The organism is Microbispora bryophytorum, from assembly GCF_043197435.1.
In the GTDB taxonomy this organism is placed as follows: domain Bacteria; phylum Actinomycetota; class Actinomycetes; order Streptosporangiales; family Streptosporangiaceae; genus Microbispora; species Microbispora bryophytorum.
Genome location: NZ_JBICTF010000002.1, coordinates 144,529 through 169,992, shown reverse-complemented (window position 1 = coordinate 169,992; position 25,464 = coordinate 144,529). Strand labels below are relative to the sequence as shown.

Here is a 25,464-nt window from a genome sequence, read left to right as displayed (position 1 = left end):
ATGGTTACGGTGTGCCCCCATGTCTTTGCAGTTGACCCGTCTGGTCGATCCGCACACCGGCACATCGAGTCAGCGTCTGGCCTGGCTGGCCTCCCGGCCCGACGGCGCGCCCGCGGGATCGGCGTACCTGCGCCTGTTCACCGCCGCAGGGCACGAGCATCTTGCCGAGCTCGACCTGCACGTCCACCCGGCCGAGCGCCGCGCCGGGGTGGGGTCGCACCTGCTCGGCGCGGCCCTGGCGGCGGCGCGTGAGGAGGGCAGGCGGTGCGTCACCGCGGAGGCGGAGGCCGGCGCCCCCGGAGAGGCGTTCCTGGCCGCGCGGGGGTTCCGCCCGGCGCTGGGCCTGACGTTCACCCGCCTGCCGATGGCCGGGGTGGACCCCGCCGTCCTCGGCGCGGCCCTCGCGGAGCCGCATCCGGGATATCGGCTGGTCTCCTGGGAGGGCGTCGTCCCGGACGAACTGGCCGGGACGTTCGCCGAGTCCCGCCGCGCCATGGACGACATGCCGATGGACGGCCTCGATTACCGGCCGGCGCCCTGGGACGTCGCCCGGGTCAGGGCCGCCGCCGAGGCGATCGCGCGACGCGGCGAGCTCCTGCACACCGTCGCCGCGGTCGACGAGGCAGACGGGACGATCGCGGGCTTCGCCGAGCTGGTGGTGCCCGGCGACGGCACGGGCGACGGGCAGCACTACGGCACCGGCGTCCTTCCCGAGCACCGCGGGCGCGGCCTCGGCCGCTGGATGAAGGCCGAGATGATCCGGCTGGTCCGGGAGCACCACCCGGACCTCGGCGGGCTGCTCGCCGACACCGCCGACGGCAACACGTACATGCGGGCCATCAACGACGCGTTCGGCTATTCGCCGACGCACCGGACCGTGCGCTACCGGCTCGACCTCTGATGGCTCGTGAAACCGCGCCCGAGCGGCGGGCCCAGCCGCAGCTGGAGAGCCGGATAGCGGGGCTCGTCGAACCCGAAGGACTGGTACAGCTCGATCCCGTACGACGTGGCGTTGAGGTCGATCGTCCGGACCTCGGTCTCGGTGCGATACCAGGCGAGCAGCGCGTCGAGGCAGAGGCGCGCGAGGCCGAGCCGGCGACGGCGCCGGTCGGTGCAGATGTTGAAGACGTGGCCCTGCAGGCCGCTCGGGTTGGTCGGCCCCGGAGCGTGGGGGTCGCAGGTGCCGGCCGCGCAGCTCACCACGCCGAGCTCCGGGTCGTCCACCACGAACGCGGCGAAGTCCTCCGGATCGCCCAGCCGCCGGGCGAACCACGCCTCGGCCGCCGCCCGCCAGGGAGCGCTGTCGTCCCCGACCTCCGCCCCCATGTCCTCCAGCATCACGGCGCGCAGGCGGACGAGAGCCGCGGCGTCCGCCGCTTCCGCCCGGCGGACCACGGTCCCCGAGATCGTCATGGTCACCATTGTGGCCGCGCCCGCGGGCAGGCGTGCGACCCCTATCAGGCCGTGGCGGCGGGGTTGCCGGCGGCAGGGTTCTCGACGGCAGGGTTCCCGGCGGCGGCGTTCTCCGCGGTCCAGTTCTCCGTGGCGGCCACGACGTCCTTCAGCCGGCCCATTGCGTGGTAGGTGCCGAACACGTCCATGTAGTCGCGCGTCTCCACGATCTCGCCGTCCCGTACGCGCAGGGTCAGCAGGCCCGTGGCCCGGAACGGCCGGCCGTCCGGCTCGACCGTGCCGGTGCCCTCCCACTCGCCGGTGACGACCTCGGGATCGGCCGCATCGTGGACGACGACGTCGTGGATCTCGGTGAGCCGTACGGGGCTCGCGCCCCACGTCGCGCGGTAGAGGGCGCGGATCTCCTCCCGCCCCTCCAACCGGGCGGGGAACAGCGGCGCCCGGAACGGGAACGTGTGAAGGGCGCCGGCGGCGTAGAGGTCGGCGAGGTCGTCGGCCGACCTGTCGACCATCGCCCGGTGATAGCGGGCCAGGACCTCGCGCGGGGTGAGCTGCATTCGTTCGCTCCGATCAGTGGGAAAGCACTTCGCTCAACACTTGTTGACTCAACGACTGTAGAGCGAACGGGCCGATGTGGTCAACGCCGGTAGAGTCGTCCCGTGGAGGGGACGCCGACGAGCCGGGCAGAGCGCCGGCGCCGCACCGAGGAGCGCATCCTGTCCGCCGCGCGGGCGATCTTCGCCGAGTGCGGCTTCCAGCGCACGACGATCCGGGCCGTGGCGGCGGCCGCGGAAGTCGATCCGGCCCTGGTCATGCAGTACTTCGGGTCGAAGCAGGAGCTGTTCGAGCAGGCCGTGCGGATTCCGTCGATCCCGCCGCTGGACGGCGAGCTGGACCCGGTCGAGGAGCTGCTGGGCAGGATCGGCATGAAGACGGGGCCGCTGCCGCAGGCGACGCTGGCGATGATGCGCTCCATGCTCACCCACCCCGACGCGGCCGAGGAGGTGCGCGGCAAGCTCGACGCGCAGGTGGCGCAACTGGCGGACGCGATCGATTCCGGCGACGCCGAGCTGCGGGCGGCCCTGATGGTCAGCACGATGCTGGGCGTGACGATCGCCCACCAACTGCTCGGCCTCACGGCCCTGCGCGGCGCGTCTCCCGAACGGATCGCCGAAACGCTCCGCCCGTCCCTGCACGCCCTCGCCGACGGCTGAGCCGTCCCGTACGGCATGACCGCAGGTCAGGCGCTCTTGAGAATCATGTGGCCGGTGTGATTAGGGCGGCCGGCCGGGGGCAGTGCCGCTTCCATGGTCATCTCGGCATCCCCCCGCGCTCGGCGGAGTGAGCGGGGGCTCTGTTCGGCCTGCGTGCGTGAGCTGTTCGACCGGACCGGCCGCAGGTATTTGTATCCGCTCGTCTGCTGCGACGACTGCCGCCCGCCCACGGCCGCGACGCCCTCGGCCGTCCTGTGCGAGGACTGCGGACGGGAGAGCAGGGAGCCGGACGTCCGCAGATCGGCCTCCGTCGCGACGGGCTGCGCGGCCTGCGGCCCCGCCCTGCGGTGGGAGGCCGCCACGGGCGCGGACGCGCTGGCGGCGGCCGTCGCGGCGATCGGGGCCGGGGGAGTGGCCGGCGTGCGCGACCTGTTCGCCGACCAGGTCGTCTGCGACGCCAGGTCCGAGCAGGCGCTGGCCCGCATGGACGGCGCGTCGGGACCGGTGCGGGTGCTGGTCAGGAACGTCTCGACGGCCCGGGAGGTGGCGAACCTCTCCGCTCCCGACATCCGCGCGCTGGTCGAACGTGCCGAGCCGGCCACGCTGGTGCGGCTGCGCGAGCCGATGCTGCCCCGGGCCGTACGGCACGCGACGCCCGACGTCGACCTGTTCCTGCCGCGCACCCCGCTGCAGTATCTGCTCACCGCGAGTCTGGACGGTCCGCTGGCCGTGTGGGACCGGTCATGCGAGCGGGCGGACGGGTGGCCGTGCGACGGGACGCTGACGGTGAGCGGGCTGGCACGCGCCGGCCGTCAGAGCCGGACGACGGGGTTGCCGGCCCGCCTGACGCTGGGCGCGACCTCCTCCCCCTGCGTCAGGAGGGAACCGGCCGCGAGCCCGGAGCCGTCGCCCGTCAGCGCTCCCTGAACGGCGCGTCACGGCGTCATGCGCGCGGGGGAGCGGGCGCTGCCCGCTCCCCCGCGGAGCGTGTGACTTGATCAGGCGTTGGCGCAGATGGCGTAGACGCTGATGCCGACGGTGTTGTAAGAGTTCTGCCGGCCGAGCGCGATCCATCCGGCGCCGTCCGGGGTGGGGAAGCTGCCCACGAGGACCGCGTCGTTGCCCTGCGCCTCGCCGCCGCCGCCCACGGCGCGCTTGCCCGCGGGGCAGTACACGGTGCGCCGGGTGAAGTTCGGCACGTTCGCGTTGGGCAGCGTCACGACCTGGTAGCCGTCGACGACGGCGCGGGACGTGGGCTGAGGGCCCGCGTCGGCCAGCGCGCTCGCGCCCGCGCCGGTGACCGTGAGGCCGCTGAGGACCAGCGCTGCCGTGATTCCGTGAACAAATCGCACGTAAAAGCTCCGTTGTATCGGAAATGACCGGATTTCGAACCGAAGAACAGGATGCGAACGGCGTTAACGCCGTCCCCGTCGGTTCCGTGGCCTCACTTACCCTTGATCATCCGTCGTCACACTTCGCAATGGTGTATTTACTCCCTGTATTGCATGCGTCGACTTCGATGTGACGCAGGTCACGACCGTCCATGCGGGCCCGGCGCGGCGCAGGGGGGCGGCCGTTCGCCCGTGGGTACGTTCCTGCTCGGGAGGATCGCCATGAGAAAGATCGTCGCTGTCGCCGTGCTCGCTGCGATGACCATGCTCGGCACGGTCGCCGCAGTCGCCACGGTGGCCGCCGGGACCGGCGGCCACCCGACGATCGGCCCGTGGGCCGGGAGTCAGCCGCAGGCGCCCGCACTTCCCAAAGGGGGCGTGAAGCGGCAGGAGGTGAGCCAGGAGCAGTACGACATCCTCGTCGGCCAATGCCGCTACGCGAAAACGCCGGAGGCGCGAGACCGCTGCCATACGCAGGTGCGCGAGCAGTACAAGGTGGGCGCGTTCAATCCGGGCCTCGACTGCCGCGCGTACTCCGGGGTCAGCGTCTGCGGCGTGCTCGAACTCAGCGCCCCGCAGCGTTCCTGCGTCGAGGAGTCGGTGGGCGGCGGGCTGACCCGCCGGCGGGCCGAGGTGGAGTGCTACGCCTTTCGCTGAGGCCGCCCTTTTCGGGGAAATCTCCGGTCCAACCTAAATATTGGCCAAACCGCAACTTTCCATGATCTACCCTGCGGGGGTGGACGCCAACAGTCAGGGTGCCGCCGAACTCCTGGCAACGTTGATGCGAACGGCGGCGCGGTTCAGCGAGATGGGACGGTCCGTCTCCCGCGACTTCTTCCCCCACGTCCGCGTCGAGCCCGTCTCCGACCTGGCCGGGCCCGCCGTACGGCTCGGCGCCGCGCTGGCGCTCCCGGGGCACGACCTCGTGTTCGAGACCGCCGTCGCGGTCGGCGGGGAGACGTTCAGCGTGCGGGGCGGCCTCGTGCTCGACGGCGAGGAGGAGATCCTGGTGCTGCCGTCGGTCGAGACCGCCGACGCGGTGGCGTGCGCGGCCCTGCTGGACCGGTACGCCGACGAGCTGACGACACCGGCCCGCTGGCACGTGCAGCGGCTTCTCGAGTCCTGCGAGACGGACTGGTGACGGACCGGTAAGAGCGGGCGACGCCCCGCGAGGGGGACTCCCGACGCCTCACAGCGCCTGGAGTCCCTGGATCACCTCGCGGAGGATGCGTTCCTCGGGCAGCTGGGCGACGGTGGCCTGCGGCCGCGCGCTGATCAACTTCTGGTCGCGCAGGTCGCTCAGCAGGATGCGCACGACGTTCAGCGACAGGCCGAGCTCCGAGGCCAGGTCGGCCACGGACACCGGGATCCGGCACAGCTGCAGGATCCGCCAGTGCTCGGGGGCCAGCCCGGAGATCCCGCTGTACGCCGCGGGAGCCGTCCTGATGACGGTCATCAGATCGAACTCGGGCCCGCTCGGACGCGTACGGCCACGGGTGAGCGTGTAGGGACGCAGCAGCGGCCCGTCCTCCTGCTCGGTCACGAGTCCTCCTGAGCGCGTCGCCAGCCCGCCTGGAAGGAGGAGAACAGGTCGCCCTGCTCCTCCATGAGCTGCGGCGCCAGGTTGGCCTGCCGCACCCGGCGGGGCAGGGAATCCTGGGCGCCGCCGCCGCCGATCGGCGGCGTGAGGGCCAGGGCGGGGGGCGGGGCCTCCGGCTGGGCGAGGCGCTCGACCGTCGGTTCCCTCGTGTCGTTCTCCACCACGATCTCCTGCGGGAGCAGGAGCACGGCGCTGGTCCCGCCGTACGGCGAGGTGCGCAGCGAGACGCGGATGTTGTGCCGCCGGGCCAGCAGCCCGACGACGAACAGCCCGAGCCTGTCGCTGTCGGCCAGGTCGAACTCCGGCGGGTCGGCGAGCCGCGCGTTGATGTGCGCCAGCTCCTCCGAGGTGATGCCGAGCCCGCGGTCCTCGACCTCGATGGCGAAGCCCCGGGCGACCAGCTCACCCCTGACCTGCACGCGGGTCTGCGGCGGGGAGAAGACCGTGGCGTTCTCGATCAGTTCGGCGAGCAGGTGGACGACGTCGGTGACGCTGCCGCCCGCGAGCGAGTACCCGTGCGGCATGTTCACGTCGACCCGCAGGTAGTCCTCCACCTCCTCGGTGGCGGCGCGGGCCACGTCGTACAGCCGGACCGGGTTGCGCCAGCCGCGGCCGGGCACGGCGCCGGACAGGATGATCAGGCCCTCCGAGTGGCGGCGCATGCGGGTGGTGAGATGGTCGACGCCGAACAGCCGTTCCAGCAGGTCGGGGTCGGTGATCTCCTTCTCCAGGCCGTCCAGCATGCCGAGCTGCCGCTGCAGCAGCGACTGGCTGCGCCGGGCCAGGTTCAGGAAGACCTTGTTGACGCCCTTGCGCAGCTCGGCCTGGCCGACGGCCGCCTCGATCGCGGTGTGCTGCACCGAGGTGAAGGCGCGGCCGACGTTCTCGATCTCGACGGTGCCGCTGGCCTGGGCCATCGGCGGCGTCTCGGCCGCCACGTCGACGTCCTCGCCGCGCCGCAGCCGTCGTACCAGGTCGGGCAGTCGCCGTCCGGCCAGGTCGGCCGCGGCCCGGTGCAGCATGCTCAGCTCGCCGGTCACCGTACGGGCGAACCGGAAGGAGATGAACGCGGTCGCGAGCACGGCCGCGAGGCCGAGCCCGCCGACGATGCCGATGTCCCAGAGCACGCTCTGCGCGAGCGGCGCGGCGCGGGCGGCGGTGACGCCGGCGGCCGCGCCGGTCGTCTCGGTGAGCTGACGGGTCAGGGCCTGGGCCGTCGTCGGCCAGGCGATCGCCTCCGGCGGAAGCGGCTGCCCCGGCCGCACCCTGGCGATCACGTCGTCCTCCAGGGAGAGGAACGACGTGTAGGTCGGGGTGGAGTTCAGCGTGCCGTACTGCTTGAGCAGGCCGGCGTCGAGCTGGCTCGTGCCGAGCTGGTAGAGCAGGCGGCGCTTGCCGACCATCCCGGAGAAGGCGTCCCGCTCGTCCTGCGTCATCCGCCCGGACGCCTGGGCGCCCAGCACGAGCGCGGACTGCTGGCTCACCATCTCGCGGCTGCGGGTGATGAGGATCAGCGCCTTGGTCTGCTCGATGATGTCGATGTCCGGGGAGATCATCAGCCGGTCGTAGACCTGGTGGGCGGTCTCGACGACCGAGCTGTACTCCTCGATCACGTCGAGGCGGGTGAGCCGCTTGTCGTCGACCTGGCCGCGCAGGACGTCGAGCCGGTCCAACTGCCGGATCAGGTCCTGGAGCCGGTCCCACATGGCGGCAGGCGTCTCGTCCCGGGCCTGCTCCGACAGGCGGGTCAGCAGAACCGCGGTGGCGTCGGTCTTGCGGCGCTGCACCCGAAGGTCGGTGTGCAGCGCAGAGGTGCGCCAGGCGAGGTAGCTCACCGACACGAACCGCTCGCTCTGCAGCTCGTTGATGGCTTCACCGACGGGATAGACGATGTTGTCGTAGACCTTCTGAATGCGCAGGAGCTGCTTCCCCTGCTCGATGGTCAGTGCGGCGGCGAACCCCCAGATCACCACCAGGGCGGTCAAAGGCACTAGCAGAATCGCGAATATTTTGAAGCGGATGGACCGTTTCCGACCAGCCATCAGACCTGCCCGTCGGTTACACACGTGTTAACAGTGGCGAAACCATAGCAATGCGTCAGTCTCCGCTACCAGGGATCGTTCCTAACGACTTGGGCCACAGCCCCATATCGGGACAGTCTCGACGTTGTGGAGCAAAGCTCTTGCTGATCGCTGTCTAGTTGTCAGACAATCTACCCATGAACTCCAGATCCGGCCCGCTCGCGGTGGTGGCGGCGGCCGTCCTGTGGGGGACCGCGGGCACCGTGGGCACCCTCGCCTCCGCCGCCTCCGTATCGCTGGCCGCGGCCCGCCTCGTGCTCGGCGGGGCCCTGCTGGGGGCGTTGGCGCTGGTCACGCGCCGCCGCACCTCGAATGGGAACGTTCCCGCGCGCCGGTCGCCGCGCCGGTCGCCGATCGTGTCGCTGATATTGGGAGCCGTCGCGGTCGCGGCCTACCAGCTGTGCTACTTCGCCGCGGTCGCCAGGACGGGCGTGGCGATCGGCACGGTCGTGGCCATCGGCAGCGGACCGGTCTTCACCGGTCTCCTGTCCTGGATCGCCGGGCGCGAGCGGCCGAGCGGGCGCTGGGCGCTCGCCACGGCCGCCGCGGTCGCCGGATGCGCGGTGCTCGTCACCGGCGGGAGGGGAACGGGCGGTGTGGGCGCGGGAGGCGTGGACGCGGGAGGTGTCGCGCTCGCCCTCCTCGGCGGGCTCTTGTACGCCTTCTACGCGGTCGTGGCGGCCCGGGCAATCGGCGGGGGGATGGCGTCGGGGGTCGTCATGGGCGCTCTGTTCGGCGGCGCGGCCGTGCTCATGCTGCCGGTCCTCGTGCTGACCGGACCGGGCTGGCTCGCGCACCCGGGCGGCCTGCTCACCGCGCTCTACCTCGGCTGCGCCACGACGGGGCTGGCCTATCTCCTGTACGGCCGGGGCCTGCGCACGACCCCCGTCGCCACGGCGGCCACGCTCGCGCTGGCCGAGCCGGCCGTCGCGGCCCTGCTGGGCGTCGTGGCGCTGCGCGAGCACCTGTCCCCCGTCTCCTGGGCCGGTCTGGCGCTGCTCGCCCTGGGGCTGGTCGTGGTGGCGCTGCCCGCCGGGGCGCGCGACCCGGACGCCGTCGCACCCGGGACGGCGCGGGCGGCGGCGGGAAGCCGCCAGTAGGCTCGGCCCGTGACCACCCTGAGACCCGTCTCCACCGTCGAGGCGCTCGCCGCCGCGCTGCGCGAGCGGGTGCTGTCCGGGGACATCGAGCCGGGGGCCGCGCTGCCCGAGCAGGAGCTGTCCGCACGGTACGGCGTGGCCCGCCCCACCGTGCGGGAGGCGCTGGCGCTGCTCGTCCACGAGGGACTGCTGCGGCGCGAGCGCAACCGCAGCGCGTACGTCCCGGTGATCACCTCCGCCGACCTGGCCGACCTCATGTACGTACGCGCGCCGCTGGAGGAGCTGATGGCCGAGGCCGTCGCGGGGCGGCGGGTGACGGCGGCGGAGGAGGCGCTTGACCGCCTGTCCGGCCTGCCGCCGGGTGCGCCCTGGGCGGCCGTGGTGGCCGAGCACATGGCGCTGCACGAGGCGCTCGTGGCCGCCGCCGCCAGCCCCCGCCTGGAGCGCCTGTACGCCACGCTCGCGGCCGAGACGCGGCTCGGGCTGGCCGGGCTCAGGACCGCGTATGAGGATCCGCGCGAGCTCGCCGCCGAGCACGCCGCGCTGCTGCGCGTCATCGCCGAGGGGCCGGCGAGCGAGGCCGTGCGGGCGGTGCGCGAGCACCTGCGGTGGCGGCACCCCTGAGCCGGGAGGAGCTTCGGGCGATTCCTCCCGCACGTTCTCCACGGGTGCGGATTTCCCCGCGCGGTTCCCCGTGGTTCCCCGTGACCGCGGATTCCCCCGCACCGCTTTCTCGGCGCGGTTTCCGTTGCACCGCTTTCTCAGTGCGGTTTCCCTTGCACCATGCCGCTCCAAGTCGTCACAATCGCGCCCATGCACGGCAACCCAGTGCCGGACACCTATGTGTACGTCACCGAAGAAGGTGTGACACGTCACTACGCCGACGGCAGCGTCGAGGCCCTCGCTTGGGAGGACGTGGTCGAGGTCCGCGTCGGCGGCCATGACGACCAGGATCCGCCCGGCCAGCCGGAGGACGTCTTCATCGTCCTGCTGGACCGTGAGGGCGAGGGCTGCGTGGTCCCGCACTCGGCGACCGACGCGAGTTTCCTGGCCCGGTTGCGCTACCTGCCGGACTTCGACCTCGACCGGCTGAGCACCGCGGTCGAGAGCGCATGCTCGGACTACGTCGTCGTGTGGCGCAGCCCGGAGCCGCCGTCCCCGCTACCCGACCTCGAATACGACTAGAGGTGGGGGCGGCGGGCCCGCCAACGGGGCGGGAGTACGACGGTGGCCGGGCCCGTTCCGGATTACACGTAGAGATAAGACTCCGAATCCAGTTCGGCCTGCTGGCGGGGATACCTCGGGCTTTACGGTCTGACCGTGTGGCGCACGCGACACGGACCGAAATCCGTCGGCGGAGGGTCTGCACTCATCCGGCCCACCGGTGGGCGTCGCATGCGGCGAATCCGTATCGGCCCCCTGCCGCGGCTGTCGGAGGGGCGCCGCGGAGGCTCGCACAGCCCGGTACGCGTGCCGACCTGCGTCTACTCCCGCCCCGGCCGCCCCGGCGGGTGGTATCCCTTCGCGGGGAGGGTGTTTCGGCAGGTTACGAGGGTGCATACTTCGGGTGTCATTTCGCCAAGCCCATCGAAGAGGGCATCATTGGACCGTTCCGTCAAGCCATTTCGATAGCGTCAGGACGGCCGAATGTGGACACGGAACCTTCGTTCCGCAGGCGTAGATCGCTCTTTAATATCAAAGTCGGAGAGCGGCCAGGAAGCGTATGTGCTTCAGGTCAACCTGTGTGGCGGAACAGGCGTCAAGTCTGCATAGTCCGGCGACTAGGGGCGTGATAGATGGAGACGCGGTTGGGGTGGACCCCGACGCGAACTGTCACCACCCACGTTGAGCAACGGAGATACGCCAGCATGGCGACGGCGGCCTACTTCAGGCTGCTGATGGCCGGTGATCTGGTGTGTTCGATCTCCGCGTTCGGCGTGGTGGAGGGGACACGGCTCGCGCTCGGCACGTACATACCCGTGGTGGACCTGATCTTCGGCATCACCCTGACCATCCTCTGGCCCGGTGTCATGAGCTTGGTCGGCAGCTATCGCAGGAGTGCCCATGGGGAGGGCACGGAGGAGTTCCGTGCGGTTGCCCAAGGTGGCTTCGGACTGGTGGCGACCATCGCGATCGGCGCGTACGTCACGCAGACCACCGTCGCGAGGAGCTACGTCATGGCGATGGTGCCACTCGCGACGTTCATCACGCTGCTCTTCCGGCACCGCATGCGCAAGCGCCTGCACCGGTCCCGCTCGCGTGGTGAGTACCTGCGGCGCGTCGTGGCGGTCGGGCACGGGGCCGCGGTCCTCGACCTGGTCATGCAGTTGCGGCGGCAGCCGTACCACGGGATGCGGGTCGTCGCCGCGTGCCTGCCGGATCCGGAGGACCGCGGCCTGCTGCTCGACGTCGACGACGTGCCCGTGCTCGGGGACTTCACCGAGGCGGCGGCGGTCGTCGACAAGGTGTCCGCCGACGCGGTGGCCGTCCTGGCCTGTCCCGAACTGGACGGCGCCGCGCTGCGCCGCCTCGCGTGGGGCATCGAGTCGAGGGGCGCGGAGCTGTTCGTCGCCCCGGCGCTCATGGATGTCGCGGGCCCTCGGGTGAGCGTGCGGCCGGTCGCGGGGATGCCGCTGCTCCACGTTCAGCATCCCGACCTCGACGGCGGCCGCCGGTTCGTGAAGAGCGTGTTCGACAGGGTCGTCGCGGCGGGCGCGCTGGCGATCCTGGCGATGCCGATGCTCGCCATCGCCGTCGCGATCCGCCTGACCAGCCCCGGGCCCGCCTTCTTCAGGCAGACCAGGGTCGGCCGGCACGGGCGGGAGTTCGACATGCTCAAGTTCCGGACGATGGTCGTGGACGCCGAGAGGCTGCGCGACGTCCTCCTTGCGGAGAACGAGTCGGACGGCGTGCTGTTCAAAATTAGGAACGATCCAAGAATCACCCGCGTGGGGGCCATCCTGCGCCGTCACTCGCTCGACGAACTGCCCCAGCTCCTCAACGTGCTGCGCGGGGAGATGTCCCTTGTCGGGCCCCGCCCGCCGCTGGCGTCCGAGGTCGAGCAGTACGCGGTGGACGTGCGCCGTCGCCTCGTCGTCAAGCCGGGCATGACGGGCCTGTGGCAGGTCAGCGGCAGGTCCGACCTGTCCTGGGACGAGTCGGTCCGGCTCGACCTGCGCTATGTGGAGAACTGGTCGCTGATGCTGGACCTGCAGGTGCTCTGGAAGACGTGGTCGGCGGTCACGCGCGGCGACGGGGCGTACTGAGGTGAAGGCCCTGGTCCTGGCCGGCGGCTCCGGAACCCGCCTGCGGCCCATCACGCACACGCAGGCCAAGCAGCTGGTCCCGGTGGCGAACAAGCCGGTGCTCTTCTACGGTCTGGAGTCCATCGCGGCGGCCGGCATCCGTGAGGTCGGCATCGTCGTCGGCGACACGCACGCCGAGATCGAGGCGGCGGTCGGTGACGGTTCCCGGTTCGGCCTGCAGGTCACCTACCTCCGTCAGGAGGCGCCGCTCGGGCTGGCGCACGCCGTGCTGATCGCCCGCGACTATCTCGGCGACGACGACTTCGTCATGTACCTCGGCGACAACTTCGTGGTGGGCGGCATCGAGAGCCTGGTCGAGCGTTTCCGGACGCGGCGGCCGAGCGCGCAGATCATGCTGACCCAAGTGTCCGACCCACGCCAGTTCGGCGTCGCCGAGCTGGACGCGGGCGGGCGGGTCGTCACGCTGGTGGAGAAGCCGAGCGAGCCGAAGAGCGATCTCGCCCTGGTCGGCGTCTACCTGTTCACTCCGGCGGTGCACGAGGCGGTGGCGGACCTCAAACCGTCATGGCGGGGGGAGCTCGAGATCACCGACGCGATCCAGTGGCTCATCGACACGGGCCACGACGTCGAACCGTCGATCATCTCGGGCTACTGGAAGGACACCGGGAACGTCACCGACATGCTCGAAGTGAACCGGCTCGTGCTGGAGTCGGCGGAGCCCCGGGTCGACGGCGACGTGGAGGACTCCGAGCTCATCGGGCGGGTCGTGGTGGAAGCCGGCGCGTCGGTGCGCGGCTCCCGCATCGTCGGCCCGGTCGTGGTCGGCTCGGGAACGGTCATCAGTGGCTCCTACATCGGGCCGTTCACCTCGATCGGCGCCGACTGCCGAATAGAGGCGAGCGAGATCGAATACTCGATTGTGCTGGCGCGCGCCTCCATCAAGGGCGTGCGCCGGATCGAGGCCTCCTTGATCGGACACGATGTGGAAGTCACGCCCGCGCCGCACGCGCCCCGCGCCCACCGTCTCGTGCTGGGCGACCACAGCAAGGTGCAGATCATCTCATGAGCGGACACACCGGGAGCGGGGGTACGGCAGTCGATCACCAGGCCCTAGCGGGGGGCGCCGATGCACGCGGGGGCCGGGCGGCCGCCGGGGCAGGCGGATCCCGGGGGTGCGGTCGTCGGGGGCGCCGGGCTGTCCGACGGGACCGAACTGGGCGCCGGGCTCTGGGCGGGTCGGCCGCGGGCCGGCTCTCCGCCCGACGTGCGGGATGGCTCCCGGGACGGGTTCACGACCGGCTCCTCGGACGGTCGCGCGGACAACTGCGCGGACGGCTCGACGACCGGCGGAACGGAGGGGAGCGGCGTCGGCTGGAAGGAGGGCGGCCCCGTGGGGTCGATCGAGGACTCGATCGCGGGCTCCCCGGAGGGGTCCGGCGAGATGCGCGAGAGCGACGGCCAGGGCCCCGGTGTGTACGTGTCGACGTCGCGCGACCGGGTCGCCGGGGGGATCGGGTGCAGGGGCGGAGCGGGCTCCCTGTCCAGCCAGCGGTAGACGGGCCCGACGTAGTACGTGTAGTTCTTCGGGTTCCACCGGTGGGGGAAGCGGCTCGGGCCGTAGGTGTAGACCCCCACGCGCCGGGCGGCCGTGCTGAGCGGCCCCGACCGCAGCGCTCCGGCCGACGGCCGGCCTGCGTACGTGCCGTGCTCGCTGTGGTAGGAGACGGTGTAGACCTTCCCGCCCACGACCGGCACCGCATCGCCGAACCGGGCCTCCTGCCAGCCGGAACGGCTCTCGTGGCGGAAGGTCACCGTGGCGATGCGCGTCCCGGCGGAGTCCCAGAGGCTGCCCGTGTGGGTGCCCTTTTCCCCGGACGCCTTGTAGAAGCGCACGCCGGTCACCCAGCCGTCCTGCGCGGCGGTGAAGCGGGTGCCGAGTTCGACGGGGCTCCGGTCGCTGTGGACGGGCGGCCTGAGCCGGTCGCTCCTGGACCAGAAGGCGGCCTCCTTGGCCCGCAGCGTGATCCGCGGTTCGGGGGCGGCGACCGGGCCCGGGTTCGCGGTGGGCCGCGTGACGACGGCGGCCACCGGGATCGCGACGGCGACGAGCGCGGCCGCGATCAGCAGCGCCGGACGCGGGCGCGGCAGATACCGAGACGTGCGGGCGTATCCGGGTTTCGCTCCGTGGCGTGGGCGTTTGCTGGGGGCCATATCTCCGACCTCCGCGCCGAGGCGCTCAGTTCGTCGTTGTGTCCTTGCCGTTCCACTGCCGGGGGCTATTGTGACGCCTGAGACGACGAGTGCGCATGAATTTAGCCATATGACGTCTTTCTCTCACCGGGCTCCGCCTTCAGGGTCGCCCGTTTCCTTCCTGAAATGCGCTGTGTTTCTCCCCTATTGCTTATTTAGTCGTATAACGATTCATATCTGGAGATTCCTGACGTGAGGCTATTGATTACTGGTGGCGCCGGTTTCATCGGCTCCCAGTACGTCCGCACCGTGCTCACCGGCGGATATCCCGCCTTCGCCGGTGCGCGGGTCACGGTGCTGGACCGGCTGACCTACGCGGGTAATCTCGCCAACCTCGCTCCCGTCGAGGGTGCCTACGACTTCGTCCACGGGGACGTCTGCGACGCGGCCCTGCTCCGCGAGGTGATTCCCGGTCACGACATTGTGATCAATTTCGCGGCCGAATCCCACGTGGACCGCTCGATCGAAGGCGCGGCCGATTTCGTGCGCACCAACGTCCTCGGCGTGCAGACCCTCCTCGACGCCTGCCTCGCCTCGGGCGTCGGGAAGGTCGTGCAGGTGTCCACCGACGAGGTCTACGGCTCGATCGACGGGGGCTCCTGGGACGAGAGCGCCGCACCGGCCCCGCGCTCGCCGTACTCTGCCGCGAAGGCCGGCGGCGACATGCTGGCCCGGGCGTACGCGATCACCCACGGGCTGCCGGTGTCGATCACCAGGTGCGGCAACAACTACGGGCCCTACCAGTACCCCGAGAAGGTCGTTCCGCTGTTCGTCACCAACCTCATCGAGGGCCGCCGGGTCCCGCTCTACGGCGACGGGGGAAACGTCCGCGACTGGATCCACGTAGCGGATCACTGCCGGGGCATCCAGCGCGTCGCCGAGGTGGGGGAGCCCGGCGAGATCTACCACATCGCCGGGACCGCGGAACTGTCCAACCTGGAGCTCACCGAACGGTTGCTGGCCGCGTTCGGCGCGGGCTGGGACCGGGTCGAACGGGTGGCCGACCGGAAGGGGCACGACCGGCGCTACTCGCTCGACGACCGGAAGCTGCGTGCCCTCGGCTACGCCCCCGAGATCCCCTTCGAGGAAGGCCTGGCCGGCACGGTCCGCTGGTACGTCGACAACCCCCAGTGGTGGAAGCCGTTACGGGCGCGCGCATGAGGTGGATGGTGACGGGTGCCAAGGGCATGCTCGGCGTGGATCTCATGGAGGCGCTGGCCGGCGAGGATGCGACCGGTTTCGGCCGCGACCTCGACGTCACGGACGACAGGGCCGTGGGGGACGCCCTCGACGAGCTCGATCCCGGCGTCGTGGTGAACTGCGCCGCCTGGACCGACGTCGACGGCGCGGAGACCAGCCCGGACGAGGCCATGGAGGTCAACGGCCGCGCCGTGGAGGGACTCGCGCTGGCCTGCGCCAAGCGCGCGGTACGCCTCATCCACATCTCCACCGACTACGTCTTCGACGGCATGGGCCGCGAGCCGTACGGCGAGGACGACGACCCGGTGCGCCCGGTCAACGCGTACGGGCGGTCGAAGCTGACCGGGGAGCGGGCCGCGCTGGAGCACGGCCACACGGTCGTCCGTACGGCCTGGCTCTACGGCGCCCGCGGCCGCAACTTCCCGGCCACGATCATCCGCCTGGCGGCCGAGCGGGAGACCGTGTCGGTGGTGACCGACCAGGTGGGCCAGCCGACCTGGTCCGCGGACCTGGCCGCCCGCCTGGTCGAGCTCGGCCGTTCCGGCGCGCCGGGCGGCGTCTACCACGGCACCAACGCGGGGCGGACGACCTGGTACGCGTTCGCCCGCGAGATCTTCACGCTGCTCGGCGCGGACCCCGGCCGGGTCGTCCCGACCACGTCCGTCGCCTTCGCCCGGCCGGCCCCACGGCCGGCATGGAGCGTGCTGGGGCACGGCCGATGGGCGCGGGCGGACCTGCCGCCGATGCGGCACTGGCGCGAGGCCCTGCACGCGGCGTGGCCCTACCTGAGCGTGTCGTAGAAGGCGAGGCAAGCGTCATGGTCCGGCAGCAGTCCCGCCTCGCGCGCCTCCTTGAGAGAGGGAGCGGCGGCGTCCCTGTCCGACAGGATCGGCTCGACGTGCGAGGGCCACTCGATACCCAGGTCGGGGTCGAGCGGGTGCACGCCGTGCTCGCGCCCCGGAGCGTACGGCTGGGAGCAGATGTAGACGACGGTGGCCTGCTCGCTCAACGTCAGGAAGCCGTGGCCCAGCCCCTCGGCGATGTAGAGACCGCGCCGGTCGGTGTCGTCCAGCAGCACCGTCTCCCAGGACCCGTAGGTGGGAGAGCCCACTCTGAGGTCCACCACGACGTCGAGGACGCTCCCGGCGACGCAGGTGAGGTACTTGGCCTGCCCGGGCGGCACGTCGGCGAAATGGATCCCCCGCAGCGCCCCCTTCCGGGAGACGGAGCAGTTGACCTGTGCGAGGTCCAGCCCGTGCCCGGCGGCCTCCCGCAGGTCGGCGGCCCTGAAGGCCTCCAGGAACGCGCCGCGTTCGTCGGTGTGGATGCGGGGGGTGTGGCACCAGGCCCCGGCGATGGTGAGCCGCTCCATGGCCGAAGCATCGCATACACCGCCGTAACTCCATCGGGCTACGGCGACGATTACGTTCATGGCAACCAGCCATGGACCCCGCACGTCTTCGAACGGCAACCATGTGATGAGGGAGCATATTGATGACGAAGTGCCGGTTGTGCGGGTCTGCGGCGCTCGCGAGCATCGTCGACCTCGGGGCGACACCCCCGTGTGAACGGTTCCTCACCCGGGAACAGCTGGACGAGCCGGAAAACACCTATCCCCTGCATCTGCGCCTGTGCACGGACTGCCGGCTGGCCCAGATTCCCCCGCTCATCACACCCGAGGAAACATTCACCGAATACGCCTACTTCTCGTCGTATTCGACGTCCTGGGTGGAGCATGCCCGCCGGTTCGTGGCCGGCGCCGCCGAGCGGCTGGGGCTGTCGGCGGCCTCGTTCGTGGTCGAGGTGGCGAGCAACGACGGTTACCTGCTGCGCCACGTGGTCGAGCGCGGGATCCGATGCCTCGGGATCGAACCCTCCGCCAACGTCGGCCGGGCGGCGAAGGACGCTGGGGTACCGACCCTCACGGCCTTCCTCACGCCGGAGACCGGCGCCACCGTGCGGGAGGAGCACGGCCCGGCCGATCTCGTCGTCGCCAACAACGTGTACGCCCACATTCCCGACGTCGTCGGCTTCACCCGGGGGCTGCGGGCCCTGGTGGCCGACGACGGCTGGGTGTCGATCGAGGTGCAGCATCTGCTCACCCTGATCGAGGGCACGCAGTACGACACCATCTATCACGAGCACTTCCAGTACTACACCGTCGCCTCCGCGATGCGGGCCCTGGCGAGCGGCGGGCTGGCCCTCGTGGACGTCGAGTCGCTGCCGACCCACGGTGGGTCGATCCGGCTGTGGGCCCGGCCGGTCGAGGCGGCGGGCGAGCCGGGCCCGCGAGTGACCGATCTGCTGGCCAGTGAGAAGTCCGCGGGCCTGCACGAGCTGTCCGGGTACGCCGAGTTCGCCGCCAGAGTCGCCCGGGTGCGGCGCGACCTGCTGGCCTTCCTCATCACGGCCGCCGAGGAGGGCCGGACCGTCGTCGGCTACGGCGCGCCCGGCAAGGGGAACACGCTGCTCAACCACTGCGGCATCCGGCCGGACCTGCTGTCCTACACCGTGGACCGCAATCCGTACAAGCACGGCAGGTTCACCCCCGGCACCCGCATCCCCGTCCTGTCGCCGGAGCGCATCGAGCAGGACCGGCCCGACTACGTGCTCGTGCTCCCGTGGAACCTCCGTGCGGAGATCACCGAGCAGCTCGCCCACATCCGTGACTGGGGAGGCCGCCTGGTCTTCCCCATCCCCCGACTGGAGGTGGTCTCGTGAAGGTCGTCCTTTTCTGCGGTGGATACGGCACCCGCATGCGCTCCGGCACCGCCGGCGACGTCCCCAAGCCGATGCAACTCGTGGGGCCGCGGCCGCTGATCTGGCATGTGATGCGCTACTACGCCCACTTCGGGCACACCGAGTTCATCCTCTGCCTCGGCTACGGGTCCCACCACATCAAGGACTTCTTCCTCAACTACCAGGAGACGACGTCCAACGACTTCGTCCTGCGGGCCGGCCGGGTCGAGCTGCTGTCGACCGACATCTCCGACTGGTCGATCTCGTTCGTCCAGACCGGCATCGACTCGCCCATCGGCGAGCGGCTGCGGCGGGTGCGCGACCACCTCGGCGACGACGAGATGTTCCTGGCCAACTATGCCGACGTGCTGACCGACGCGCCGCTGCCCCAGATGATCGAGCGCTTCGCCGCCTCCGACGCCGGGGCGCTGATGATGGCCGTCCCGCCGGCGGAGACCTTCCACTGCATCGAACTGGGCGAGTCGGGGACGGTCGGCGGCATCACGCCGATCAGCCGGATGCCCCTGTGGGTCAACGGCGGCTACTTCGTGCTCCGGCAGGAGATTTTCGACCACATCCCGGAGGGCGGCGACCTCGTGGCCGACGGCTGCGCCGAACTGGCCAAGCGGGGCCGGCTGATGGCCTACCCGTATCGCGGCTACTGGCGGCCGACCGACACCGTCAAGGAACGGGTGGCGCTGGACGAGGCGTACTCACGCGGCGACCGGCCGTGGGCCCTGTGGGAGTGGGCCTCGTGATCGGGCTCGTCCCGCGCCGGCTGGACCGGGTCGCCGCGCTCGCCGCCCACTGCGACGATCTGCCGATCGGGGCCGGGGGCACCCTGCTCACCCTGTGCCGGGCCCGTCCCGGCCTCCGCGTCGACGCGCTGGTGCTGTCCGGCGGGGGCACCGAGCGGGAGGACGAGGAGCGTGCCGCCCTCGCCGCCTTCTGCCCGGGCGCCGACCTGCGGGTCACCGTGCACAAGCTGCCCGACGGCCGGTTTCCCGCGCACTGGGACGAGGCCAAGGAGGCGGTCGAGGAGTTGCGCGCCGCCACGGGACCCGATCTGGTGCTCGGCCCCTGGCAGGGGGACGCCCACCAGGACCACCAGGGGCTCGCCCGGCTGGTGACCACGGCGTTCCGCGACCATCTCGCCCTGTGCTACGAGATCGCCAAGTGGGACGGCGACCTCGGGCGGCCCTCGGCCTACCAGCCCCTCGCTCCGGAGGTCGCCGAGGCCAAGGCGGACCTGCTGCTGGAGCACTACCCCTCGCAGCGGGCCAAGCCCTGGTACGACCGCGAGGCCTTCCTCGGCCTCGCCCGCCTGCGGGGGATCGAGTGCCATGCCCGGTACGCCGAGGCGTTCCACCTCTCCAAGCTCACCCTCGACCTGTCAGGAGGCTGACCCCATAATGCGTGTGCTGTTGACCGGACACCAGGGCTACCTGGGCACAGTGATGGCCCCGGTGCTCGCCGCGGCTGGGCACGAGGTGGTCGGCCTCGACTCCGGGCTGTTCGCCGACTGCGTCCTCGGCCCGGCGCCCGACGACCCGCCCGGTCACACGGTCGACCTCCGGGACGCCGGGCCCGAGGTCTTCGCCGGGATCGACGCGGTCGTGCACCTCGCGGCCCTGTCCAACGACCCCCTGGGCTCGCTCGCCCCCGAGCTGACCTACGACATCAACCACCACGCGTCCGTACGGCTGGCCCGGCTCGCCAGGGACGCGGGCGTGCGCCGGTTCCTCTACGCGTCCACCTGCTCGGTCTACGGCGCCTCCGGCGGCGACGACCTGGTTGGGGAGGACGCCCCCCTGCGCCCCGTCACGCCGTACGCCGAGTCGAAGGTGCGGGTGGAGGACGACCTGTCGAAGCTCGCGGACGACGACTTCTCCCCGGTCTACATGCGCAACGCCACCGCGTTCGGGTTCTCCCCCCGGCTGCGGGCCGACATCGTGCTGAACAACCTGGTCGGTCACGCGCTCCTGACGAACCAGGTGCGGGTGCTCTCCGACGGCACGCCGTGGCGGCCGCTGGTCCACGCGCTCGACATCGCCGAGGCGTTCGCCCAGGCGCTGACCGCGCCCCGGGAGGCCGTCCACGACCGGGCCTTCAACGTCGGGACCGAGCTCAACAACGTCACGGTCGCGCAGATCGCGTCGCACGTGGCCGAAGCGGTGCCGGGGTCGGACCTGGTCATCACCGGTGAGGCGGGCAACGACCCCCGGTCGTACCGGGTGGACTTCTCCCGGGTGCGCGCGGCGCTCCCCGGCTTCCATGCCCGATGGACGGTCAAGGAGGGCGCGGTCGAACTGATCGACGCCTACCGGCGGTTCGGCCTGCGGCAGGGCGACTTCGACCGCCGCTTCACCCGGCTCGCCCGGCTGTCGGACCGCCGCGGGGCGGGCACCGTCGGCGACGACCTGCGGCCGGTGGCCGAGTGAGCGATGTCGGCAGCCGGATGCACGCGCTGGTGGAGCGGCTCTACCCGTTGTGCCGCAGTATCACCGGCGACGGCGTGCGGCGCACCCTGGAGATCATCGCGGAGTCGATCCCGCTGGTTGTCCACGAGGTGCCGACCGGGGCCCAGGTGCTCGACTGGACGGTGCCGAAGGAGTGGAACATCCGCGACGCCTACGTCAAGGACCCCTCCGGCCGCAAGGTGATCGACTTCATGGAGTCGTCGCTGCACGTCGTCGGCTACAGCGTGCCGGTGTCGGCCACCCTCACCCTGGACGAGTTGCGCCCGCACCTGCACACGCTGCCCGAGCAGCCGCACCTGATCCCTTACCGCACCAGCTACTACGCCGAGACATGGGGCTTCTGCCTGCGCAATGAGACGCTGGCGGCCCTGCCCCCGGGGCCGTACGAGGTGCTGATCGACTCGACGCTCGCCGACGGGCACCTGACCTACGCCGAGCACGTCGTGCCCGGCGAGTCGGCCGACGAGGTCCTGGTGTCGTGCCACATCTGCCATCCGTCGCTGGCCAACGACAACCTCGCCGGCGTCGCGGTGGCCGTGGAGCTCGCCCTGCGGCTGGCGGAACGGCGGCCCCGCCACACCTACCGGTTCGTCTTCGCCCCCGGCACGATCGGGGCCGTCACCTGGCTGGCCCGCAACCGCGACCGGGTCGGCCGGATCAGGGCCGGGCTCGTGCTCGCCTGCGCCGGTGACAGGGGATCGCTCACGTACAAGCGCAGCAGGCGGGGCAACGCCGAGATCGACCGGGTGACGGAGCACGTCCTGCGCGCCTCGGGCCGTCCCCATACCGTCGTCGACTTCTCGCCGTACGGCTACGACGAGCGGCAGTACTGCTCGCCCGGGTTCGACCTCGGGGTCGGCTCACTCACCCGGACCCCGTACGGCGGCTACCCCGAATACCACACCTCGGCCGACGATCCCGGCTTCGTGTCCGCGGAGGCGATGGCGGACACCCTCGAAACGTGCTGGGAAGTGACGCGGGTGCTGGAAAACGACCGTCACTACCTCAACCTCAGCCCGTACGGCGAGCCGCAACTGGGGCGGCGCGGCCTGTACGGCTCACTCGGCGGCCGGAGTGACACCAAGCGCGACCAGATGGCGATGTTGTGGGTGCTCAACCTCTCGGACGGCGACCACAGCCTGCTCGACGTCGCGGAGCGGTCCGGGCTGACCTTCGGCGAGGTGACCTGGGCTGCTCGTGCTCTCGAAGAGGCGGGCCTGTTGAAGGGACTGGAGAGATGAAGCTCCGAGTGGGGGACCTGGTCGAGGTCCGGAGTGAGGCCGAGATCCTGGCCACGCTCGACGAGAAGGGCGAGCTGGACAACCTGCCCTTCATGCCCGAGATGCTGCGGTATTCCGGGCGACGCTTGACGGTGCACAAAGTCGCGCACAAGACGTGCGACACGATAACCAGGACGGGTCTGCGGCGTATGGACGACACCGTGCACCTCCTGGAGGCCCGGTGTGACGGCTCGGGACACGGCGGGTGCCAGACCGCCTGCCTCCTGTACTGGAAGGAGGCATGGCTCAAGAAGGTCGACCCGGCGGAGCCGACGGTGGAGCGGGCGTGGGAGCCGCGGCTGCTCCCGCTGCTTGAGGTGAACACGCGGAAGGAGCCGGGGCCCGGCGGCGGGGAACGGTTCTCCTGCCAGGCGACCGAGCTGTTACGCGCGGCCCCGCGCTCGCTGCCGCTCAAGAGCCCGGGGCAGTTCGTGACGGACGTGCGCAGCGGCAACGCGAGCGTGGGGCGTGCCGTGTACGGCGTCCTCGTCGCCCTGTACAACCGGTACCAGGGGCTGAGCCGCCGCCTGCTGCCTGCCTGGCTGCACATCAGGGGTGGCCTTCCCTGGGGAGGCGTGCGCGGCACGGTGACGGGCCGGACGCCGGTGGAGCTGCTCGACCTGCGCCCGGGGGAGCTGGTGCGGATCAAGCCCAAGGAGAAGATCCTGGCGACGGTCAACGAGGAGCTGCTCAACCGCGGCATGTCGTTCAACGAGGAGATGGCGCGGCACTGCGGCCGGACGGCGAGGGTCCGGGCGAGAGTGGAGCGCTGTGTGGACGAGGCGACGGGCCGGATGCTCGAAATGAAGACCGCCTGCATCGTGCTCGACAACGTGGCGTGCACCGGCATGGACCTGCTCAACTGCCCGCGCGGGTTCTATCCCTTCTGGCGGGAGATCTGGCTGGAGCGGGTCGAGGAGCCGGTGCCCGCGGAGGAGAGCGCGTGACGACAGGGCACGAAGGCGCGTCGCAGGGCGCGCCGAGCGGTACGGCGGAGGCCGCGAAGCAGATCGCGGCCTCTCCGGCGGAGACCGACCGCGAGGGTTCGCCCGGGCTCGGGTTGCGCTGGGGGATCGTGGCCAAGGTCGCCACGAAGATGATCTCGTTCGGCATGAACCTGGTGCTCGCCCGGGTGCTGGCGCCGGAGGACTTCGGCCTCTACGCGGTCGCGCTGGCCGCCAACCAGATCCTCTTCTACATCAACGACGCCGGCATCGTCGCGGCCACCGTCCAGTGGCGAGGCAAGATCGAGGAGATGCTGCCGACGGCCACGGCGATGGTCCTGGCCCTGAGCGCCACGGTGTACGGCGTCTTCTGGTGGCTCGCGCCGTTCTTCGCGGGGCTGGCCGGAAACCCCGAGGCGGCCCCGCTGGTCCGGCTGCTCACCGTCTCCATCCTCATCGACGGCTTCGTCAGCGTGCGCAGCGCCGTGATGTTGCGCCGCTTCCAGCAGGACAAGATTGCGAAAGCCAACATGGCCGGCGTCGCCGTCCAGGTGGCCCTGGCCATCGTGCTGGCGTTGAACGGCGCCGGCGCGTACAGCTTCGCGGTGGGAAACGTCGCCTGCTCGCTCGTCGGCGGGGTGCTGCTGTTCGCCTGGGCGGGAGTGCCGCTCAGGCTCGCGCTGCGGCGTGACATCGCCGTGCGGCTGCTGCGGTTCGGGCTGCCGCTGGCCGCCAGCCTCGGCGTGGAGGCGGTGGTGCTCAACGCCGACGCCATCATCGTCGGCAAGACCCTGGGCGGTGCCACGCTCGGCATTTATCTTCTCGCGGTCAACGTGTCGAACTGGGTGCCCGGCTTCATCGGAGAGATCCTGCGCCACGTCACGCTGCCGGGGTTCGCCCGGGTGGCCGAGCACAACCCCTCGGCGTTCTCCACCCGGGTCCGCCAGATCGTCCCGATGCTGCTGGTTCTGGTGCTCCCGATCGCCGCGCTCGTGGGGGCGCTCGCGCCGCCTCTTGTGGTCTTCCTGTACGGCGACAAGTGGCTGCCGGCCGCCGGAGTGCTGTCGTTCCTGATGATCCTCATGGTGGTGAGGATGCTCACGGCGCTCAGCTTCGACATCCTGACCTCGCTGGGGGCCACCCGCTCGGTCGTCCGGATGAACCTGGTGTGGGCCGCCGTCCTGCTGCCCTCGCTGTACGCCGGCGCCCAGCTGTGGGGCGTCCACGGCGTGGCGCTCGCGCACGCCGCGGTGGCACTCCTGGTCGCACTCCCCCTGGCGGTGCTGCTCCTGAGCCGGGAGGGGGTCGTGCTCAGGCCCCTCGTGCCGAGGGTCGCCCGTCTCCTGCTGGGCGGTCTGGCCGCCGTGGCGGCCGTCTGGGCGGTGGGCCGCCTGACCGGCGGGACCATCCCGTTCGTTCAGCTGTGCGCGGGGGGAGCCGCCGGGATCGCCGTGTTCGCCCTGGTCGGGGTGCCGGTCGCCCAGATCAGGGAGATGCACGCAAGGATCATGACCTGACCGTCTCGTCCGGTGCGGGGCGACGGCGCAGGCCGCGGGCGAGGTCGATGCCGACATGGGCCACATTGCGCGCCATCGGCACCGCGTTGCGCCGCAGCCAGGGCCACATGGCCGCGTAGCATGCCAGGCGTTCCCCGCGGGTGAGCGGCGCGTTGCGCACCGCGCGCATCAGCGCGCGGCCCTCCTCCACGTTGGGCAGGAAGAAACGGTGGTCTTCGTCGGGCACCTCGCGGCGGCGCCAGGCGCGCACGTCGTACCTCTGGCTGTCGCTGGCCGGATGGTTGCGGTGCCGCAGCAGCGGCTCGTCGACCAGCACGAAGGGGCCGATGAGGACGAGTTCGGCGATCATCACCCGGTCGCCGGCCAGTACGGGCGCGAGCGGCAGCGCCCGGGCGATCGCCGAGCGGCGGATGAGGCCGTACAGGTGCAAACACTCGTCGTAGTCGCGAAACTTGGCGCGCAGCCGGTGAGACGGCCGGGAGGCGCCGGTCGGCGCGCTGCTCCGCCAGAGGCCGAGCCGCCGGCCCGCCTCATCGATCTCCTCCGAGGCCGAGAACGCGACCGATGCGGCGGGGTGGTCGCGCAGCGCCGCGGACAGCAGGGCGAGCCGGTCCGCGCGATACTCGTCGTCGGCCGTGGCGAAGGAGAAGAACTCGCCTCGGGTCTCGTGGACGATCCGGTTGTAGTTCGCGATGACCCCGACGTTCCGCTCTCTGCGCAGGTAGCGGACGCGTGGATCGTTCCGGGCGGCCTCCCTGCAGATCTCCTCGGTCGCGTCGGTGGAGCAGTTGTCGGCGATGACGAGCTCGAAGTCGGCGTCCCGCTGGCCAAGGATCGACGCCAGCGCACCGGTCAGGTAGGGCTCGCCGTTGTAGACCGGCATGCCCACCCCGATCTCCGGCGCGGCCGTTCCAATGAGATCCGGTGCCCGTCGCGCCTGGGGCGCGGCTCCGCTGGGCGTCATCGTGTCCACCCTTCGTGTGGTTACA

General features: G+C 71.2%; 27 protein-coding genes. 19 read left to right on the top strand and 8 right to left on the bottom strand.

The window, feature by feature from the left end; all coding sequences use genetic code 11:
• The first annotated feature begins 19 nt into the window (after positions 1-19).
• The gene (locus ACGFIB_RS05610) at positions 20-901 is read left to right on the top strand and encodes a GNAT family N-acetyltransferase (RefSeq protein ID WP_393368746.1); all 882 of its coding nucleotides are present in this window, start codon (positions 20-22) and stop codon (positions 899-901) included.
• Here the strand turns inward: ACGFIB_RS05610 and ACGFIB_RS05605 are convergent.
• Together ACGFIB_RS05605 and ACGFIB_RS05600 are read right to left on the bottom strand one after the other, a co-directional pair.
• A complete protein-coding gene (locus ACGFIB_RS05605) occupies positions 883-1,413 on the bottom strand; it encodes a GNAT family N-acetyltransferase (protein WP_393368744.1) in 531 nt (176 codons plus the stop codon). The two genes, ACGFIB_RS05610 and ACGFIB_RS05605, sit on opposite strands and share 19 nt — an antisense overlap.
• A gap of 44 nt (positions 1,414-1,457) precedes the next feature.
• A complete protein-coding gene (locus ACGFIB_RS05600) occupies positions 1,458-1,970 on the bottom strand; it encodes a nuclear transport factor 2 family protein (RefSeq protein WP_393368741.1) in 513 nt (170 codons plus the stop codon).
• A 102-nt stretch (positions 1,971-2,072) separates the two neighbouring features.
• Here ACGFIB_RS05600 and ACGFIB_RS05595 point away from each other — a divergent pair, with 102 nt between their 5' ends.
• Together ACGFIB_RS05595 and ACGFIB_RS05590 are read left to right on the top strand one after the other, a co-directional pair.
• Positions 2,073-2,627 (top strand): TetR/AcrR family transcriptional regulator, encoded by a 555-nt coding sequence (locus ACGFIB_RS05595; RefSeq protein WP_393368739.1) that lies wholly within the window; start codon positions 2,073-2,075, stop codon positions 2,625-2,627.
• Between the two features lie 93 nt (positions 2,628-2,720).
• The gene (locus tag ACGFIB_RS05590) at positions 2,721-3,554 is read left to right on the top strand and encodes a carbamoyltransferase HypF (protein ID WP_357247938.1); all 834 of its coding nucleotides are present in this window, start codon (positions 2,721-2,723) and stop codon (positions 3,552-3,554) included.
• A gap of 71 nt (positions 3,555-3,625) precedes the next feature.
• On the opposite strand, the gene ACGFIB_RS05585 is transcribed toward ACGFIB_RS05590, so the two are convergent.
• Positions 3,626-3,979 (bottom strand): hypothetical protein, encoded by a 354-nt coding sequence (locus tag ACGFIB_RS05585; protein ID WP_317984631.1) that lies wholly within the window; start codon positions 3,977-3,979, stop codon positions 3,626-3,628.
• A 261-nt stretch (positions 3,980-4,240) separates the two neighbouring features.
• Here ACGFIB_RS05585 and ACGFIB_RS05580 point away from each other — a divergent pair, with 261 nt between their 5' ends.
• Both ACGFIB_RS05580 and ACGFIB_RS05575 read left to right on the top strand, forming a co-directional pair.
• Positions 4,241-4,675, top strand: a complete 435-nt coding sequence (locus tag ACGFIB_RS05580; RefSeq protein ID WP_223852882.1) for a hypothetical protein — start codon at positions 4,241-4,243, stop codon at positions 4,673-4,675.
• 79 nt (positions 4,676-4,754) lie between these two features.
• The gene (locus ACGFIB_RS05575) at positions 4,755-5,159 is read left to right on the top strand and encodes a hypothetical protein (protein ID WP_357247934.1); all 405 of its coding nucleotides are present in this window, start codon (positions 4,755-4,757) and stop codon (positions 5,157-5,159) included.
• Between the two features lie 48 nt (positions 5,160-5,207).
• Here ACGFIB_RS05575 and ACGFIB_RS05570 read toward each other — a convergent pair whose 3' ends face one another.
• Positions 5,208-5,561: a DUF742 domain-containing protein gene (locus ACGFIB_RS05570; protein ID WP_357247932.1), complete on the bottom strand. Its 354-nt coding sequence runs from the start codon at positions 5,559-5,561 to the stop codon at positions 5,208-5,210.
• The gene (locus tag ACGFIB_RS05565; RefSeq protein ID WP_393368733.1) at positions 5,558-7,603 is read right to left on the bottom strand and encodes a sensor histidine kinase; all 2,046 of its coding nucleotides are present in this window, start codon (positions 7,601-7,603) and stop codon (positions 5,558-5,560) included. The genes ACGFIB_RS05570 and ACGFIB_RS05565 overlap by 4 nt, the downstream gene beginning before the upstream one ends.
• Positions 7,604-7,836: 233 nt before the next feature.
• Here ACGFIB_RS05565 and ACGFIB_RS05560 point away from each other — a divergent pair, with 233 nt between their 5' ends.
• The 5 genes from ACGFIB_RS05560 to ACGFIB_RS05540 all read left to right on the top strand — a co-directional run bounded on the left by ACGFIB_RS05560 (position 7,837) and on the right by ACGFIB_RS05540 (position 13,131).
• A complete protein-coding gene (locus ACGFIB_RS05560) occupies positions 7,837-8,799 on the top strand; it encodes an EamA family transporter (protein ID WP_393368730.1) in 963 nt (320 codons plus the stop codon).
• A gap of 9 nt (positions 8,800-8,808) precedes the next feature.
• Entirely contained in the window at positions 8,809-9,423 is a 615-nt protein-coding gene (locus tag ACGFIB_RS05555; protein ID WP_142567487.1) for a GntR family transcriptional regulator, read from the top strand.
• Positions 9,424-9,612: 189 nt separating this feature from the next.
• Complete coding sequence (locus ACGFIB_RS05550; protein WP_142567486.1) at positions 9,613-9,984, top strand: hypothetical protein; 372 nt, start codon at positions 9,613-9,615, stop codon at positions 9,982-9,984.
• A 683-nt stretch (positions 9,985-10,667) separates the two neighbouring features.
• Positions 10,668-12,065 carry a sugar transferase gene (locus ACGFIB_RS05545; RefSeq protein ID WP_357247921.1) on the top strand — a complete coding sequence of 466 codons (1,398 nt, stop codon included), beginning with the start codon at positions 10,668-10,670 and terminating at the stop codon, positions 12,063-12,065.
• Between the two features lies 1 nt (position 12,066).
• Complete coding sequence (locus ACGFIB_RS05540) at positions 12,067-13,131, top strand: glucose-1-phosphate thymidylyltransferase (protein WP_357262793.1); 1,065 nt, start codon at positions 12,067-12,069, stop codon at positions 13,129-13,131.
• A 44-nt stretch (positions 13,132-13,175) separates the two neighbouring features.
• Here ACGFIB_RS05540 and ACGFIB_RS05535 read toward each other — a convergent pair whose 3' ends face one another.
• Positions 13,176-14,276: a DUF4082 domain-containing protein gene (locus ACGFIB_RS05535; protein ID WP_393368725.1), complete on the bottom strand. Its 1,101-nt coding sequence runs from the start codon at positions 14,274-14,276 to the stop codon at positions 13,176-13,178.
• Between the two features lie 231 nt (positions 14,277-14,507).
• Here ACGFIB_RS05535 and rfbB point away from each other — a divergent pair, with 231 nt between their 5' ends.
• Positions 14,508-15,476 carry a dTDP-glucose 4,6-dehydratase gene (rfbB, locus tag ACGFIB_RS05530; protein WP_393368722.1) on the top strand — a complete coding sequence of 323 codons (969 nt, stop codon included), beginning with the start codon at positions 14,508-14,510 and terminating at the stop codon, positions 15,474-15,476.
• Positions 15,473-16,315 carry a dTDP-4-dehydrorhamnose reductase gene (gene rfbD / locus ACGFIB_RS05525; RefSeq protein ID WP_393368719.1) on the top strand — a complete coding sequence of 281 codons (843 nt, stop codon included), beginning with the start codon at positions 15,473-15,475 and terminating at the stop codon, positions 16,313-16,315. The genes rfbB and rfbD overlap by 4 nt, the downstream gene beginning before the upstream one ends.
• On the opposite strand, the gene rfbC is transcribed toward rfbD, so the two are convergent.
• Positions 16,297-16,887 (bottom strand): dTDP-4-dehydrorhamnose 3,5-epimerase, encoded by a 591-nt coding sequence (gene rfbC, locus ACGFIB_RS05520; RefSeq protein ID WP_357247906.1) that lies wholly within the window; start codon positions 16,885-16,887, stop codon positions 16,297-16,299. The genes rfbD and rfbC overlap by 19 nt on opposite strands.
• A gap of 122 nt (positions 16,888-17,009) precedes the next feature.
• On the opposite strand from rfbC, the gene ACGFIB_RS05515 reads away from it, so the two are divergent.
• From ACGFIB_RS05515 to ACGFIB_RS05485, 7 genes are read left to right on the top strand one after another with little or no spacing between them, the layout of a single operon-like run.
• Positions 17,010-18,236, top strand: a complete 1,227-nt coding sequence (locus ACGFIB_RS05515; protein ID WP_357262781.1) for a class I SAM-dependent methyltransferase — start codon at positions 17,010-17,012, stop codon at positions 18,234-18,236.
• Positions 18,233-19,012: a sugar phosphate nucleotidyltransferase gene (locus ACGFIB_RS05510; RefSeq protein ID WP_357247900.1), complete on the top strand. Its 780-nt coding sequence runs from the start codon at positions 18,233-18,235 to the stop codon at positions 19,010-19,012. Before ACGFIB_RS05515 ends, ACGFIB_RS05510 begins: the two co-directional genes overlap by 4 nt.
• Positions 19,009-19,659 carry a PIG-L deacetylase family protein gene (locus tag ACGFIB_RS05505; protein WP_357247897.1) on the top strand — a complete coding sequence of 217 codons (651 nt, stop codon included), beginning with the start codon at positions 19,009-19,011 and terminating at the stop codon, positions 19,657-19,659. Before ACGFIB_RS05510 ends, ACGFIB_RS05505 begins: the two co-directional genes overlap by 4 nt.
• Before the next feature lie 7 nt (positions 19,660-19,666).
• Positions 19,667-20,695 (top strand): NAD-dependent epimerase/dehydratase family protein, encoded by a 1,029-nt coding sequence (locus ACGFIB_RS05500; protein WP_357262778.1) that lies wholly within the window; start codon positions 19,667-19,669, stop codon positions 20,693-20,695.
• On the top strand, positions 20,692-21,975 hold the full coding sequence (locus tag ACGFIB_RS05495; protein ID WP_393368712.1) for a DUF4910 domain-containing protein: 1,284 nt from the start codon (positions 20,692-20,694) through the stop codon (positions 21,973-21,975). Before ACGFIB_RS05500 ends, ACGFIB_RS05495 begins: the two co-directional genes overlap by 4 nt.
• Positions 21,972-22,961 carry a hypothetical protein gene (locus ACGFIB_RS05490; RefSeq protein WP_393368709.1) on the top strand — a complete coding sequence of 330 codons (990 nt, stop codon included), beginning with the start codon at positions 21,972-21,974 and terminating at the stop codon, positions 22,959-22,961. Before ACGFIB_RS05495 ends, ACGFIB_RS05490 begins: the two co-directional genes overlap by 4 nt.
• A complete protein-coding gene (locus tag ACGFIB_RS05485; RefSeq protein ID WP_357247885.1) occupies positions 22,958-24,475 on the top strand; it encodes an oligosaccharide flippase family protein in 1,518 nt (505 codons plus the stop codon). Before ACGFIB_RS05490 ends, ACGFIB_RS05485 begins: the two co-directional genes overlap by 4 nt.
• On the opposite strand, the gene ACGFIB_RS05480 is transcribed toward ACGFIB_RS05485, so the two are convergent.
• On the bottom strand, positions 24,465-25,439 hold the full coding sequence (locus tag ACGFIB_RS05480; RefSeq protein ID WP_393368704.1) for a glycosyltransferase family 2 protein: 975 nt from the start codon (positions 25,437-25,439) through the stop codon (positions 24,465-24,467). The two genes, ACGFIB_RS05485 and ACGFIB_RS05480, sit on opposite strands and share 11 nt — an antisense overlap.
• Positions 25,440-25,464 lie beyond the last annotated feature (25 nt).